10 protein-coding genes are annotated in these 15,776 nt (G+C 42.3%); 4 read left to right on the forward strand and 6 right to left on the reverse strand.

Annotation, left to right across the window (positions count from 1 at the left end; translation table 11 throughout):
- Positions 1-75 precede the first annotated feature (75 nt).
- The 3 genes from KHB02_RS04175 to KHB02_RS04185 all read right to left on the reverse strand — a co-directional run bounded on the left by KHB02_RS04175 (position 76) and on the right by KHB02_RS04185 (position 6,782).
- On the reverse strand, positions 76-4,128 hold the full coding sequence (locus KHB02_RS04175; RefSeq protein WP_213139931.1) for a cupredoxin domain-containing protein: 4,053 nt from the start codon (positions 4,126-4,128) through the stop codon (positions 76-78).
- A gap of 340 nt (positions 4,129-4,468) precedes the next feature.
- On the reverse strand, positions 4,469-6,211 hold the full coding sequence (pabB, locus tag KHB02_RS04180) for an aminodeoxychorismate synthase component I (RefSeq protein ID WP_213139932.1): 1,743 nt from the start codon (positions 6,209-6,211) through the stop codon (positions 4,469-4,471).
- Positions 6,201-6,782 carry an anthranilate synthase component II gene (locus tag KHB02_RS04185; RefSeq protein WP_213139933.1) on the reverse strand — a complete coding sequence of 194 codons (582 nt, stop codon included), beginning with the start codon at positions 6,780-6,782 and terminating at the stop codon, positions 6,201-6,203. The genes pabB and KHB02_RS04185 overlap by 11 nt, the downstream gene beginning before the upstream one ends.
- A 298-nt stretch (positions 6,783-7,080) precedes the next feature.
- Between KHB02_RS04185 and KHB02_RS04190 the strand changes: the two genes are divergently transcribed.
- Entirely contained in the window at positions 7,081-7,620 is a 540-nt protein-coding gene (locus KHB02_RS04190) for an NADPH-dependent FMN reductase (protein WP_213139934.1), read from the forward strand.
- 47 nt (positions 7,621-7,667) lie between these two features.
- Here KHB02_RS04190 and KHB02_RS04195 read toward each other — a convergent pair whose 3' ends face one another.
- The 3 genes from KHB02_RS04195 to KHB02_RS04205 all read right to left on the reverse strand — a co-directional run bounded on the left by KHB02_RS04195 (position 7,668) and on the right by KHB02_RS04205 (position 11,683).
- Positions 7,668-8,804: an SLC13 family permease gene (locus KHB02_RS04195; protein WP_213139935.1), complete on the reverse strand. Its 1,137-nt coding sequence runs from the start codon at positions 8,802-8,804 to the stop codon at positions 7,668-7,670.
- A gap of 143 nt (positions 8,805-8,947) precedes the next feature.
- Positions 8,948-10,291 (reverse strand): TldD/PmbA family protein, encoded by a 1,344-nt coding sequence (locus KHB02_RS04200; protein WP_213139936.1) that lies wholly within the window; start codon positions 10,289-10,291, stop codon positions 8,948-8,950.
- Positions 10,292-10,294: 3 nt separating this feature from the next.
- Positions 10,295-11,683: a TldD/PmbA family protein gene (locus tag KHB02_RS04205; RefSeq protein ID WP_213139937.1), complete on the reverse strand. Its 1,389-nt coding sequence runs from the start codon at positions 11,681-11,683 to the stop codon at positions 10,295-10,297.
- A 321-nt stretch (positions 11,684-12,004) separates the two neighbouring features.
- Between KHB02_RS04205 and KHB02_RS04210 the strand changes: the two genes are divergently transcribed.
- The 3 genes from KHB02_RS04210 (at position 12,005) to KHB02_RS04220 (ending at position 15,757) form a co-directional block, all read left to right on the forward strand.
- A complete protein-coding gene (locus KHB02_RS04210) occupies positions 12,005-12,685 on the forward strand; it encodes a GntR family transcriptional regulator (protein ID WP_213139938.1) in 681 nt (226 codons plus the stop codon).
- A 187-nt stretch (positions 12,686-12,872) separates the two neighbouring features.
- Positions 12,873-14,279 (forward strand): dihydropyrimidinase, encoded by a 1,407-nt coding sequence (hydA, locus tag KHB02_RS04215; RefSeq protein WP_213139939.1) that lies wholly within the window; start codon positions 12,873-12,875, stop codon positions 14,277-14,279.
- Positions 14,280-14,422: 143 nt separating this feature from the next.
- A complete protein-coding gene (locus KHB02_RS04220) occupies positions 14,423-15,757 on the forward strand; it encodes an MFS transporter (protein ID WP_213139940.1) in 1,335 nt (444 codons plus the stop codon).
- The last annotated feature ends 19 nt before the right edge of the window (positions 15,758-15,776 follow it).

A 15,776-nucleotide genomic window follows, 5' to 3' on the forward strand; every position in this document is an offset into this window, starting at 1 on the left:
GCTAGCGACTATGTCTACTTTAAAGTTACAAAATAAGAACTCCGGATAACGTTAATAAATCCGGAGTTCGTTTTTTTATTGTGTTATAACAGAAATCGGTGTTGTCGGTTGTGAATTTTCCGTCATAGTCGGATAGCCAACCGTTGAAACTGAGTATTTCTGAGTGTAGCCCGTTGTATTACTGGCTATGATCCTGTAAAAATAGGTTTTTTTCTTCGTTACGGACTTATCTAAAAATGTACCGTTGCCACCTACTCCCTTCACACCCGCTACTGTCCCGACATTGGTCCATGGCCCATCAAATACGGTAGACCGCTGAATTAAAAAGTCAGTTTCATTCAGTGATCGGTCTGTCCAGGTTAGGGTCACACCCGTTTTGCCTGCAACTGCTGCGAGGGACACTGGAGCCTTTGGAGCAACCGTTACGACCATCGGACGCATCATAATATTTTCTTCATGCCCAAGCAGATGGCAATGCCACAGGTATTCCCAACCAAAGTTCACCAATTGATTTGTGACTGCGGCCGGTTGATTGGTGGGGTCTACGTTCATGAAGCCCATCGTCGACCCGAGTGGCATCGTCGGATCAAGAGGCCGTATGCTGTTAGGAAGATCGAACGGGACATCTGGAATTATCGGTCTCATCGCAATAATCACATCTTCTAAAGGATTCATGCGAATTGTATCCTTCCAGCCCAATTCGTTTGGATCCGGAGCCTTGATCATGCCATCCCAACCTACGCGGTTAATTAATTGCACATCAAACATATGCCAGTGCATTGCATGTGTGTCCACGCCGTTATGGGTGATTTTCCATATTTGTGTACCATCCGCTAGCGCCCCTAAAGGAACGGCTGCATCAGAGTTTTTAAATATTTCTGTTGGCGGATCAATGTCAACATATGGGATGGAGGTTTGAACATTAGCACTTGTGTGAGGCACTTCGACCCCTAACATCGAATTCATTCTTCCGTAATTCACATCAAAGTCTTCTATAATTGATTTAGGCTGCATTTCCATTGTAAGTCCTAACGCCTCAGCGGTTGCACCAGATCCGCCACCTCCGGTGATGCTTACAGTCGGAGCTGAACCATAACCATCTCCACCGTTGACTAATTGAACGCTGGCTACAGCTGCTGGCGCGAGTACGGCAGTTGCTTGAGCCCCAGATCCACCTCCACCTGTGATGGTTACAGAAGGTGTTGAAGTATAACCAGAACCGCCATTGGATAATGTTATTTTGCCAACAGAGGTCGGGGTAAGATTAGCTATTGCAGCAGCACCGTTGCCACCACCGCCCGTAAATTGTATGGTTGGTGCAGACGTATAGCCGGAGCCGGGATTTGTTACTGTTATCGCCGTGACTCTGTTGTTTCTCACTGTGGCTGTAGCCGCAGCTCCTAACCCGTCGCCGCCAATGAATGACACTGTTGGCGGAGAAGAGTATTTATTCCCGCCATTAGTAACCGTGATAGTGGCGATTGAAGTTGGCGTAAGATTTGCCTCCGCTAGTGCCCCAGATCCGCCGCCACCTGTAACAGACACTTGTGGGACACTAGTGTAACTGGTTCCACCATTATTGACACTTATCGACTCAATTGGCCTTGCTGCTAATGTAGCAGTCGCGGCTGCCCCAGTACCGCCACCACCTGTTATGGATACTGTAGGTTCAGATGTATAACCAGATCCGCCATTAGTTAATTTAAATCCTGTTATCGGCCCGTTGAAGAAGGTCATGGATGTATCAAAGATTCTTGCATAGCCGTCAGCAGGATAAGTGGTACCGAAAGCATTGTTGTAACCTGCCTGAGGAACTATTGGTTTATCTTGAAAATTTGCATAAGCGGCTGGCAATTGTTTATCCAATGTATCTAAATTAAAGGTATTACCTGTTCCAAGATTGGAAGAAACCTGGAACTGCATAATTGTCCTTGTGTTCGGCCCATATCCAGGCAGGGTAGATGGTGCGCCGCCTGTGTCAGTTTGATCCGGGTTCCCAGTGTAATAATCGTAGCGGGTGTCAAATGCCGGAACCGGTGCAGGTGCATCGTTATAGAGAATGAGCTTAGAACCATCAGGGACACCGGAAAAATCGATAATGACATCTGCACGCTCAGCAGGACCGAGGAAAAGCGTTTTATTTGTGACATTTAAGACGGTCATACTGCGGCGGTCATAATCGTAGCCAACTGGTGTATTCGGTAGAACGACAGGCTTTGGTAAAAAGCCGCTTTCTGTACCGATTTGGATCATGCTTGGACCTGATGCCGCTGGATCAGGGACACCGCCATCACGGCCATCTGTTGGCCAAGTGCTAGGAAGCCCCGCCTTTGGAACGGCCGGCACCATGTTCACTTCTCCGGCATTTGGATTATTTAAGTTGCCGTTATCATCCCACATCGCATCGTTCGACTTAGCAAAATAAAGCTGCAGATTAAAGAAGCGGTCGTTGCTGGCGTTTAAAATCCTGAAACGATAAGCTTTTTTTCCAACCTTAAGGAATGGGTAGGCGGTTCCGTTAACAAGCGGAGTATCCATGAAACTTTCTGGGACAACCGATACATTCGGAACTCCAGGGATTACCGGCGGTTCCCACGGTGCATTGACCGGGTCATAATAAGGGTTTGAAACTGGACCGTTCACAATCCCTGTAAATGGCGGCCAGAACCATGGTCCATAGTCCCATCTACCCATTGCGTTTGCCCCTTCAATATCGTAAGGATTTTGGTTTGGCATATAAACATGCGGAAACCAGAGATTTCCTTCGCCGCCCCATTTGGATTTATCCCAAGTCGGGTCTGTTGCGGCTAGTTGAGTGTCATTTGGGACAAAGGTCTTGTCCTGAATAATAAGCGGCACTTGCTCTGCGGGGATAACTCCCGCGTCGATTAATGATTTTTCTGCAGAGTCTTCAAGGATGTAGCCAGCAGATTCACCCGCATATACATTAAGTCTAGTGATACCATATGAGTGATCATGGTAAAACATTAATCTAGCACTTTGTTGATTGGTGTAATAGAAGGTTTGTGAGCCCGGTTCAGGAGTGGCCATATCTGGAACATTTTGAACGCTAACTCCTTGTGGGTAATCGGTTTTTTCTCCTGCTGGAGTAATCCATTGATGTTGTGTACCATCGCTAATCCATGGAGTATTTCCACCATGCAAATGCAGGGTAGCCCTATTCTGTGTGTAATTTAGCGGGTAACCTGGTGTTACTTTCAACCCCTTGTCACCAAGGCCAGCGCCCATAACAGTTGTATCTACTGGTAAGAATAAATTTCCTCCTTCACCTGTTGAAAGATGATTAACAAATTTTACCCTAACAGGACGGTCCTTCTGTGCAATAATCATTGGTCCAAGGTAGTTGAAGTTGGTGATAGGGTTACCTTGAGAGTCTATTTGCCGATAGCCTCTAAGGGTTGTAGGAGGCAGGTCACTGTGAAGCTTTTCGGTATACTGACGGAGTTCGATGATATAATAATCTGAGCCATTATAGGTTGTTGTATCTGGTACGGCTACAGGTATATACTGACCAAGATTGTTGGCATTATTTGCTCCTAATCCTGGTAGTGAATCGACAAACTTGCGGATGCCTCCAGTTCTAACATAACCGCTGCCGCCGTTGGTGATCGTAATGCTTTTCACTACTCCGTTTTCCACTATTGCTTCTGCAGCAGCTCCTGTTCCGTTGCCACCAGAGATCTCAACAGTAGGAGGGATAAAATATCCAGAACCGCCATCAACGATCGTAATTTCAGAAATAACTCCATTTGCTACGGTTGCGGTGGCAGCAGCTCCTGTACCGTCGCCGTTGATTTTCACGACCGGTCCATCAGTGGGAAGCTGGCTATTCGCGTAGTTAGGGATTTTACCAAAATAATCCGGAGTTGCACCCGGCGTAAGCGTAGGTGTTGTGTCTTGGCTATTTACTGCGTCCATTTTAACTGATAATCGGTCAGCAGCAGCTTGTCGGTCAGCAGCAGTAATTTTGCTTTTTTTCTTGTTGATAACCTCTGTACTATTTTTGGTTTTGCTTTCTACTTTGGCGATAGTAGTCTGACCAGACGCCTGAAACAATAGTAATAAACACAAAATGACAGTAAACGAGATTTTTAATCGTTTTTGCATAAGCAAAAACCTCCCCCGATATAAAGAATAGCGTTCATTTTAAAGAACAAACAAATTATACACCCCCTATATTTATCAATAGTAAAATTTGGAATTTCAATATAATAATACAACATTAATAAAAAGTAGAAAATAAAATGTTCTCGATAACAAACGACTGATTTTGCTAGGTTTTATTACGAATAAAGAGTTTTTTGTAGAAATTTGATATTTTAAAATATTATATAAACATTATGAAAATAGTAGAATCTGTTAATGAATGTAAGATGGAGTAGAGGACTGTATGGGGAGATTAAAAAAGAGGAGGAAGGTGCACGCTGCACTCCTCCTCATAAACGCGTTAAACCAATTGTACTTCCATCCATTTACGGACACTGTTAATAAACCAGATTTTCTCGCTATTATACAGATCTGCAAGCGTGAGTGTTTTTTCTTGGATCTCACCATTTTTTATAAGAACATCACGAAAAGTACCAGCTAGTAGTCCGCTTTTTACGGAGGGGGTCCATAATAATCCGCCTATTTGCAAAACGATGTTCCCATTTGTAAATTCCGTTAATTCTTCATCTTCATTCCAAAGGAGGACATCGAAAATGTCACCCGGCTTCTTCTTCTGGAATTGCGTATAAATGTCACGATACGTTGTCTTATGATATAAAAATAAGTGTTCCTTGGTTACTGGTTTGTCTGCAAGAGTAACCTTCACGACAGAATCCATTTGGTTAATCGGACTACCTTCGATTGTAAACTGGCCTTGCCGGTCCAAGAGAAGACGAACTTTCAATTGACCCGTATTATGGTTAATTGAAAAATCATTCAAAGTCCTTCTGATGCCATCAAAATCAAACGGAAAACCGAAGTATTCAGCAGAATTTTTCAAGCGATGGAGATGCTCATCCAATAAAAAGAAGGTGCCATCCTCCAATAACAAGCTTTCCAGCAATTGAAACTCCGGACTATCCGCTTCAAGCAGACTTGCTTTTGTGAGAATTTCGTCATACTCGCCATCAGAAGTAGAATCCCATGTGATCCCGCCGCCAACCCCGTAGGTGGCCTTCCCTGAAAGATGATCAATCAAAACGGTTCGAATCGGTACATTAAAAACAGCTTCATTGTTCGGGGTGATATATCCAATCGCACCGCAATAAACATCACGCGGTTCTGTTTCCAAGTCGGAAATGATTTTCATCGTGCTAATCTTCGGTGCGCCTGTTATAGACCCGCATGGAAAAAGGGCCTTAAATATATCAACAAGTTTGATATGATCAGACACCTCTGCCGTTATCGTTGAGGTCATTTGATGTACGGTCGGATAATGTTCAATTTCAAAAAGCTTTGGAACTGCTACAGTCCCAGGCTCAGCAATCATCCCTAAATCATTTCGCAATAGGTCAACAATCATTAGGTTCTCGGCCCGGTTTTTTTCCGAATCGAAAAGCCAGTTCGAATTTGCTTTATCTTCCTCCAATGTTTTTCCTCTTTTTATCGTACCTTTCATCGGCCGGGTGGTGATATCGCTGCCATTCCAGTGAAAAAACAATTCAGGAGAGGCTGATAAAATACTATGTTCACCTGTATTAATGTACGCACAGTAATTCGAAGACTGGGCTTTTTTGAGTTTTCCATAAAAAGCAAGGTCGTCTCCTTGAAAGTGTGAGTTTAACCTAATCGTATAGTTGGTCTGGTATGTATCTCCGCATTCAATGGATTGTTTAATGAAATCTATCGCTTGATAATACTGATCCATATTAACTGATGGAACCCAGTCCGTATGTGTATAGTCTCCGTTACTGCTAATCTGTTGATATATCGGTTCTTGAAAAATACCAAACCAAAGCAGGGGATAGGTACCGCCTTCCACGACTTTAAAAGCCGAATCAAAGGCTGGCGCACTTTCGTATGATAGAAATCCCGCTGCATAATAGCCTTTATCCACCCATTCTTGCAGGTGTTGAAAGCTTGGTAATACATCTGCAATTGTCTGAGCCACAATAACCTCAATAGGATTTTGAAATGTAAGCGGCTTAATTTTTCCATATGTATCGGCAAATTCGAAGGTTAAAAGAGGTGCTCTATGTTTCATTTGTCTTTTCCTTTATAAAAAAATTTCGGAGCATGTCCATTCCGTTATCCGTTAAGATGGATTCGGGATGGAATTGAACGCCTTCCACCTTATATTCCTTATGGCGAAGGGCCATAATCTCCCCGTCCTCACTTCTAGCACTAATCTCTAAGCAGGGGGGAAGGGTGGATTTTTCGACTATTAATGAATGATATCGTGTGACTTGAAATGGTGAAGGCAGTCCTGTGAAGACACCACGCTTGTCATGCCTGATGAAAGAAATTTTCCCATGCATCGGTTTAGCAGCTTTAATAACGTTTCCGCCAAATGCTTGGGCAATGGTCTGATGCCCAAGGCAGACACCCAAAATAGGTATTTCCTGATGAAATCTTTTCACAACTTCTAAACATAGACCAGCGGTATCTGGATTTCCCGGTCCGGGAGAAATCAAAATAGAATCAGGCTGCATGATTTCTATTGTTTCCAAGGTTAACTGGTCATTCCGAATCACCACTACGTCCTCACCGATCTTGCGTATGAATTGAACTAAGTTATACGTGAATGAATCATAGTTGTCGATCATTAAAATCACGGTATTTACTCTCACCACCTAGATTTAAACAAAATTCAAATATTAGTATACAATCACATGGAGTAATTAGTAAACTTGTCCTGTTTTTTCAGTTTAACTTTAAGTGATATTTTTCCAAAAGGTGAAAGTTTTTCTTTTAAAATAAAGGTGTTTTCAAATATTAAAATGAGCAATTGGTCCTATTGGTCCTAGAAGAATGGATTTTGCAGTTAGGCACCTTTGTTGAAAGTTAAGTTTTTTATACCTATAATCTTTTAAGTAAACGTTTTTTATTATTACATAAAGAGGTGTGACAAAAATGAAATTAGTAGCAATCGTGGGAAGTTTACGGAAAGATTCTTATAATAGGGGTTTGGTAGAAACGATTAAGGAGAGGTTTGTTCAAAAATTCGAATTAGAGATTCTTGAAATCGGACAACTTCCGCATTATAATCAAGATGATGAATTTAATCCTTCTGAGCCTGTATTGGAATTCAAGAGAAAGGTTAAAGAAGCTGACGGTGTTATTATTATTACTCCTGAATTCAACTGGTCGATTCCTGGCGTGTTAAAAAATGCGCTTGATTGGTTGTCTCGGGTCGATAAAGTATTGATTGGAAAACCGGTTATGACCGGCGGTGCAACTATGGGCATAGCAGGAACACTGCGGGCCCAACTGCATATACGTGAAATCTTAGCATCACTTCAGGCAAAGCTATTGCCGCCGGCAGGAAACGAAATCCTGATCAGCCAGGCACATACGAAATTTGATGAAGAAACAGGCCTTTTGAAAGAAGAAGCAACGTTGAAATTCGTCGATGATGTCGTCGAAAGATTCGTCGCTTTCGTTAAAGAATAAACTCATTTAAACTGTAAAACGCCGGGGGCAAGTCTCCCGGCGCTGGTTCATACACCAATTAAATACTGTATAAGGGTTATTCCTGCTAAAAATGAAAAATTATAAATGCTGAATTTTATTAAGTATTTCTTATTTTCCTCCGGAAACTCCCAAATGAATAGTTTATAGGAAATGACACTTGCCAGTGAAGCAATAATAGTGCCAAGGCCCCCAATGTTGACGCCCATTAATAACGGCTGCCAATCTGGTGTAAATTTTGCCAGCAGTAGGGAGGCAGGGACATTGCTGATCAATTGGCTTAAAAGAATCGACGTAAAGAAAACAGAATGTGAACTGTCGAGACTTTCATTCGCAAACGTGTTTACGATGCTGGTATTCGATATATTTCCGATGAAAACAAAAAAGCAAATAAACGTAAACAGCAGGGTATAATCTATTTTTCTCAATAAATGAATATCTAGCAAACAAACTGCCGCTAACGTCAGGAAAAAGGCGAGTTTGTCACTAACCACACCAAAGATAGAGGCAATGATGAAGGCGAAGACTACTCCCCAAACAACCGCTTTTTTTCTTCCCTCAAAAGTAGAAGCCGGAAACACCACATTTAATTCTTTCCCTTTTAGTCTCATCAAAAGAATTCCAAGTATAACAATTCCCAAAATAGCTAATAGAAAAATCGTTCCGAAAAACTGCAAAGGTTTTATTCCGTAATAAGTAAAGATAAACAGGTTCTGCGGATTTCCCATTGGTGTCAAACTGCTGCCTAGATTAGCCGCGATCGTTTGCAGGATTATCGTTTCCATCATGTTGTTCTTCAACTTTTTGCTTATAATCAGTGTTAACGGTACAAATGTTATTAAGGCAACGTCGTTGGTGACGAACATTGAGCTAAAGAAGCATAAGAAAACGAGAATCGCGGATACTTTTTTGCTTGTATGGCATTTATTCAAGATTGAAATCGCGAATTTATCTAATAGTTTCAATTCCTCGAAGGCCTTAATGACTAGCATAAGGTTAAATAAACTTATGATAACCTTGAGGTTTATATATTCAAGCTTTGGAGGATGCAGAAAGCAGCTTGCCAATGCTAATATAAGTGAAACCGTGAATACGATGTCTTTTTTTAAAAAAGAAACGGGCAAACTTAGTCTTTTCTGTTTTCGAACAACAACCAATTCTTTCACAATGATCACCAAAAAGGTTAGGATTTTTTCAACAATGATAACATTATGATTAAATTCGATTCCTGTCAATTAAATTTTATAGCTTAAAAGCAACGGGGGGCTGACCCCCAAGGTGAGAGACAGCCCCCTATAAAAACACCACTTTATTCTACTGTAACGGATAAGGACTTAATAAGTAGTGACGGCGAACCAACTGGTGAGAGTGGGAAGGTTAGGTCGGATCCTACTTTTTCCACATCGGTCAAAAGCTGATAGAAATTCCCCGCGATCGTCATAAGATTAACTGGAAATTGGATCTTTCCGTCCTTTACATAAAACCCATTCGCAGCAACCGAGAAGTCACCGGATATTTGGTTCGCACCTGAATGTAAGCCGGATAAACCGGTAATCAACACGCCTTCGCCCATCGTAAAGACCAACTCTTCCAAAGATGATGCTGAAGGAACAATATAAAGATTGGAAGGCCCAACCTTGACGGCACCTTTATAGGAATCTTTCTGGGCATGACCGGTTGTGGCTGTTTGGTCCTTTTTAGCTGTTTTTAGATTATGGAGGAAGGAATGCAACACACCTGATTCCACCAAGGTAAGTTTCTCCGTTGCTACTCCTTCACTGTCAAAATTCCTGCTGCCAAGGCCATCTTCAAGGAATGGATCATCGACGATTGTCACCATCGAACTCGCTATTTGCTTCCCCAGTTTATCTTTAAGCGAAGATAACCCCGCTTGAGTGTTTTCCGCTGAAAAATTGTCGGAAAAAGTAGCTAGCAGGCTGGCGGCCGCATCGTTACGTAACAGGACAGGGTAATCCTTGCTCGTAATATTTCGCGAACCCAACTGTGATAAGGCTTCCTCAGCTGCTCTTGTAGCAATCTCTTTGGCAGCCAGACTTTGAAAGTCCTTTGTTACTTTAAATTCAAAAGATGTCTTGGTTTCCTCTCCATCTTTCACAATCGCTTCCACCATGACATACAAATAATTCACCTGATCACTCAAGGACAATCCTTTAGTATTGGAAAGGCTTTTGGTTACCGATGTCGTACGTATCAAACAATAATCTGTCGCCACAATCCTCGGGTCCATTGCCAGCAATTCACGTTCCACATCTTTGATAAATTGAATCTTTTCCAGAATGGTTACATCATTTAAGACTGCGGAATAAAAATTCCGGTTCTCATAAAAGCTGCTGCCCGCAAATATTTCTTCAATATCCTCGTCATTCATGAACTCAGCATTTTCTTTTGCATTTTTTAATAGGAAGGGGATAGAGGCATCATCTAATTTTTCCGTATAGGCGTAGCCCATTTTCCCGTCAATGATACCACGGAAAGAAACACCGCCGTCTTCCGCGATTTCGTATTGGTCCATTTCGCCTTTAAATATTTGACAGCCAAAAACTTCTTTCATTTCATAGTAAACCTCAACATCTGTAAAACCAGTGGAGGCGGCTTCTTTAAAAAGTTTCACCTGAAAATCCTGTATATTCATCTTTTATTCCCCCTTTGTCCCGCCAACGGTGATTTCACTTACCCGAATCATTGGCTGGCCGACGTTTACCGGGATACTGCCGCTCAAGGAACCGCACATTCCCGCACCATGCCCGAGATTGTTCCCGACCATATCGACAAGCTGTAAGGTTTTCGGGCCGTTCCCAATTAAAGTTGCTCCCTTTAATGGCTTTCCGATTTTTCCGTTTTTTACCTCGTATGCTTCCATGATGGCAAAGTTGTAATCGCCTGTTGCTGGGTTGACCTGGCCGCCGCCCATGTACTTGGCATATATTCCATTCTCAGTCGCTGCGATGATTTCTCCCGGTCTTGATTTGCCTGGGGCGATATACGTATTGGTCATTCTTGAGGTAGGGGCAAAGCGAAAGGACTGTCTTCTGCCGGAACCGGTAGATTTCATTCCCATCCGGCGTGAATTAAATTTATCAATTAAATAGCCTGTTAAAATCCCATTTTCGATTAACACATTTTTTCGTGACTTTTCACCCTCATCGTCGATGTTAATGGATCCCCATTCATTAGGAATTGTGCCATCATCAATGTACGTAACGATTTCCGGAGCAACTCTTTCCCCGATGCGATTAGCGAATACAGAATTGTTTTTCGCGACAGCAGTGGCCTCTAAGCCATGTCCACAGGCCTCATGAAAAATGACCCCGCCAAACTCATTATCAATAATCACCGGGAATTTGCCGCTCGGGCATGGGTTGGCATCGAGCATGGTTACGGCAATCCTGGCTGCTTCATTGGCATAAAGATCAAGATTTAAGTTTTCGATAAATTCAAAGCCGCTATGGGCACCCGGTCCGTAAAAGCCAGTTTCCATTTTATTGCCGCATACAGCAACGGCTTGTATCGCCAGTCTTGAGCGGACTCGTTTGTCTTCGATATATTTTCCTTCAGAATTGGCAATAAGCACATTCTGCTCCTCATCCATTACACGCACGGTTACCTGAGAAATACTAGAGTGATAGCTTTTAGCCATATCTGAAGCATTTTTCATGACGGCAATTTTTCTAGATTTAACTACTTCTTGCGGCAGCAATTGGATCGGATGGAGTGTACTATACGACTCTCGAACAAATGGGGCAGGGGAGATGACACTGTTTCCTTTAATGGCTTGTGCCGCATTTTTCGCAGCCTTCACCAGACCGTCCTTACTGAAATCGGTGGTATACGCATAAACACTTTGCAATCCCTTAAATACACGGATTCCAACCCCAAAATCACGTCCGGAGAGAGCGGTTTCAATTTTACTGCTTCTTAGGGTGATATTATTGGTAAACCGATCCTCTACGAAAATCTCAGAAAAATCGCCGCCAGTGGATAAAGCTGCTGTCAGTACGTCTTCAATTAATGATTGACTAAGCATGATGACCTCCTATGTATTTTATTTTCTACGTTATTATCAAACTACAATGTAATAGTCGGAAGAGGATATGTCTTGGTTTCGCAATTTAAGATGTTTTTTTATCGACAATTATTTTAATTTTTTTGTCGACAAAAATCTGTTTACAAAACTAATAGAATTTTGGGAAAATTTTAATAATAGTTATTGGATTTTCCAATTAAAAGTGATACTATATTTTTGTGGATTATAACAGTTTGATTAACGAATAAACGATGTTTAGTAAAGTTTTGATAGTTTTACGTATTTTAAGGTGTCGACAGACTACAGTAGGTGGTGAATAAAATGGATTCTTTTTCTATCGAAAAACCAGTCCGATATTACGATCAAGTCTATAACACGCTTAGAGAAATGATTGTTCAAGGGGACTTAAAACCTGGTGATAGTATATATGAAGCAAGAATCGCCAGAGATTTAAATATCAGCAGAAGTCCTGTCAGGGAAGCTGTCCGCGCTTTAGAAAAAGAAGGGTTATTAGCCATTGATGAAAAGTCAAGAATCACTGTCTATAAACCAACTTTGAAGGATATCGTGGATATTTACGAGTGCCGGATGGTCTTAGAGTCCTTGGCTGCTAGATTGACAACTAGGCTTGCTACAGCGCAGGAACTGCAGAATATCGAAAAAACAGTCATTGATTCGAAGCAATATTTGGATGCTGAAGGGGAACGGAACAGACAGGCCTTGATTGCCGAAAATGGCCGTTTTCACGAATTAATCATCAAATACAGCCAAAATAGGAGATTAAAGAAGCAGCTGAGAGACCTGCATTCATTAAGTCACTACTTCAGGACCCTAAACTTCCAAGGTGAGAATAGGGAATGGATTGTGTATAACGAACATCAGGATATTTTAGTGCAAATGAAAAGAAGAGATGAAGACAAGGCGGCTTTTATGATGAACAAACATCTTGAAACTGACTTGGAGCATCTGAAGGAAATTTTCTCTAGATACACTAAAGAATAGAAAAATAAGAAGGTCATCAAATGGATAAATGCCTCATATTTTAAACTGTCGACAGACTACAGCTGATTTAGGATCTTATTGCTTTTGGCAACAGAAGATTTTATAAAGAACCCTGCCGATTAAACTGTCGACAGACGACATATAATAATTGTTTATAAGAAATCCACAGGAAAGGATTGAAGACAAGTTGAAAACCATTATTCAAAATGGAACGATTGTTACCGCGACCGACATTTATAAGGCAGATATCCTTATTGAGAACGGGGTGATTTCCGGTATTTCCAGCCATTATGCAGCAGCCCCAGATGCCAATGTTATTGATGCAAGCGGGCAATATGTTTTTCCCGGAGGAATAGATGTACATACTCATCTTGCTTGGCCATTCCAAAGCACTGGAACGGCTGACGATTTTGTAAGCGGAACCAGAGCGGCAGCGGCAGGCGGGATTACCAGCATTATTAATTTTACCAACCCTAAGAAAGGCCAGACACTCCTTGATAATTTACAAGAATGGAAGAAAAAGGGGGAATCGTCGCTAATCGACTACGGTTTTCATTCCATTATTAGCGAATACAACGATCATGTTCTCGAGGAACTCCCAATCCTCGCAGATAAAGAAGGTGTTACTTCTATCAAACTATTTATGGCCTACAAGGGCGAGCTGATGGTGAATGACCGTGAAATGTATAAAATTTTGAAAAAAGCGGGGGAAGCAGGGATTATCACAAATGTCCATGCGGAAAACGGCGATATTATTGATGAATTAATTGCGGAGTCTCTCGCAAAAGGAAATACCGAGCCTATCTATCATGCCTACACAAGACCGCCGATTACTGAATCAGAGGCAACCGGAAGAGCGCTTGCCATCGCAGAAGCAGCCAAGGCTCCTATTTACATCGTTCATGTTAGCTGTGCTGATGCACTGCAAAAAGTAGCAGAGGCAAAAAAACGCGGGGTGCAAGTAACTGCGGAAACATGCCCTCATTATCTTGTCCTTGATGAAAGCTATTTAGAACTTCAGAATTTTGAAAGTGGAAAATATGTCTGTTCCCCGCCGCTTCGTGAAAAATGGAATCAGGAGCATCTTTGGAACGGTATTGCCGCCGGTCAAATTTCAACGGTAGGGTCAGACCATTGTCCATTCCTTTTTGAGGGACAGAAGACTTTGGGAAGAGACAATTTTGCAAAGATTCCTAACGGTGTACCTGGCCTCGAGGATATTTTCTCCATCGTTTATCACTTCGGGGTTAATGAGGGAAGAATATCTCTCCAAAAATTTGTTGAGGTCCTCTCCACTGGGCCTGCCAAAACATTTGGCCTCTATCCGAAAAAAGGAAGTATCGGAATTGGTTTCGATGCTGATCTTGTTCTGTTCAATCCGAATGTTTCAAGAGTCATTACCCATAAAAAACAATATCAAAATGTTGATTACAACCTTTATGAAGGCACCGAAGTCAAGGGAACCATTACTCTGGTGCTGTCTCGTGGCGAGGTAATTGTCCGCGACGGATATGTCATTGGGGAACAAGGCCGTGGAAAGTTTCTGTTCAGAAATAAGGTTTCAAAAGTTCAGTCAACAGTTTCAGCGATGTAAAACTTATTAATTAACCCCCTAAGATGTGTTATCGAATATGAAAGGAGGTGAGGGCTGGCAAGTAATTCGATACTCGCAAAACACATCTTACATTGGTTTCGTTTTTTTGGAAAAACAATGAAATCTATTAAAGGGGGATTTTTATGCAAGGTGGAACTGGTCTTAAAGTCTCAAAAAATCCAAATGCGGCACTCGCTGCCAAACCAACGAATGTCCGTTGGCGCGTATTTATTATGCTTTTAGCCCTTGTCACAATCAACTATGTGGACCGCGCAGTTCTATCGATTGCCATGCCGGCAATTCAAAAGGACCTAGCGCTAGACCCTGCGATCGTCGGAGTCATCTTAAGTTCATTCTTCTGGGGCTATGCCCTCATGCAAATTCCCTCTGGCTGGTTGTCCGATAAAATCCGTCCAGATAAGGTGGTCTATGGTGCAGCACTTAGCTGGGGAATTGTCCAAACATTAACAGGTTTCATCAATGGACCGAAAATGCTGATGACATTACGTGTGTTATTGGGAATAACGGAAGCACCTGTTATGCCAGGATCATCAAAATTGCAGGCGATTTGGCTGAGCAAAAGCGAACGGGGCCGCGGCGCTACCATCATTGATAGTGGTGCACCACTGGGAACAGCTGTAGGCGGTCCGATTATTGTTGCCTTTATGGCCTGGTTTGGCGGCTGGCGCGGCGCATTGATTGGCGCCGGTATTTTGACCATCGTGGTTGCCTATCTTGTCTGGAGGGTTATCAAAGGGGGACCGAATGCCAATCCAAAAGTCAATGAAGCAGAGCGCGAATATATCAGAAAAGCACTTGAAGAAGAATATGAAGAACATAAGCGTAATGCCACTGGTTTAAAAATCGGCCCAAAGGACTACTTGACCGCAAGAAATTTCTGGTGCATGTGCCTTGGCTGGTTTTCGTTTAATACTGTTTTCTATGGGCTGATGACATGGGGGCCATCATATCTGGCACAAACACAAAACCTAGACATTAAAGCGATTGGCGGATCGATTTTAATTATTTTTGGTGCCGGGTTTATTGGTGAGATTATCGGCGGATTGATTACGGATAAATGGCGTGAAAAGGGCGGCAATGACAATACCGTTATGCGAACCATGCTGTCTATCGCCGGTATTATGACTGCGATCTCAATTTTCCTTTTATCTAAGTCCACTTCCGTAACCATGGCCATTACGACACTTTCCTTTGCACTATTCTTCCTGCGCTGGGGAGGTTTATATTGGAGTGTACCTGCAGCCATTTCACAGCGTGAGCATGTCGGAACTGTCGGCGGATGTATGAACTTTGCCGGGAATATTGCTGGTGTCATCACACCTATTTATGTCGGTATTATTGTATCAACAACAGGTTCCTATTTCTTAGCCCTTATGGTGTTCGTCTTTGCCGGAATTCTCATGGCAACCGTATCTAGCTTAATTAACTACAATAAGAAAATTGGCTCAGTCAATTAATGAAGGAGGAAAAAGTAAT

It is taken from the genome of Neobacillus citreus (genome assembly GCF_018343545.2).
GTDB lineage: Bacteria > Bacillota > Bacilli > Bacillales > Cytobacillaceae > Neobacillus > Neobacillus citreus.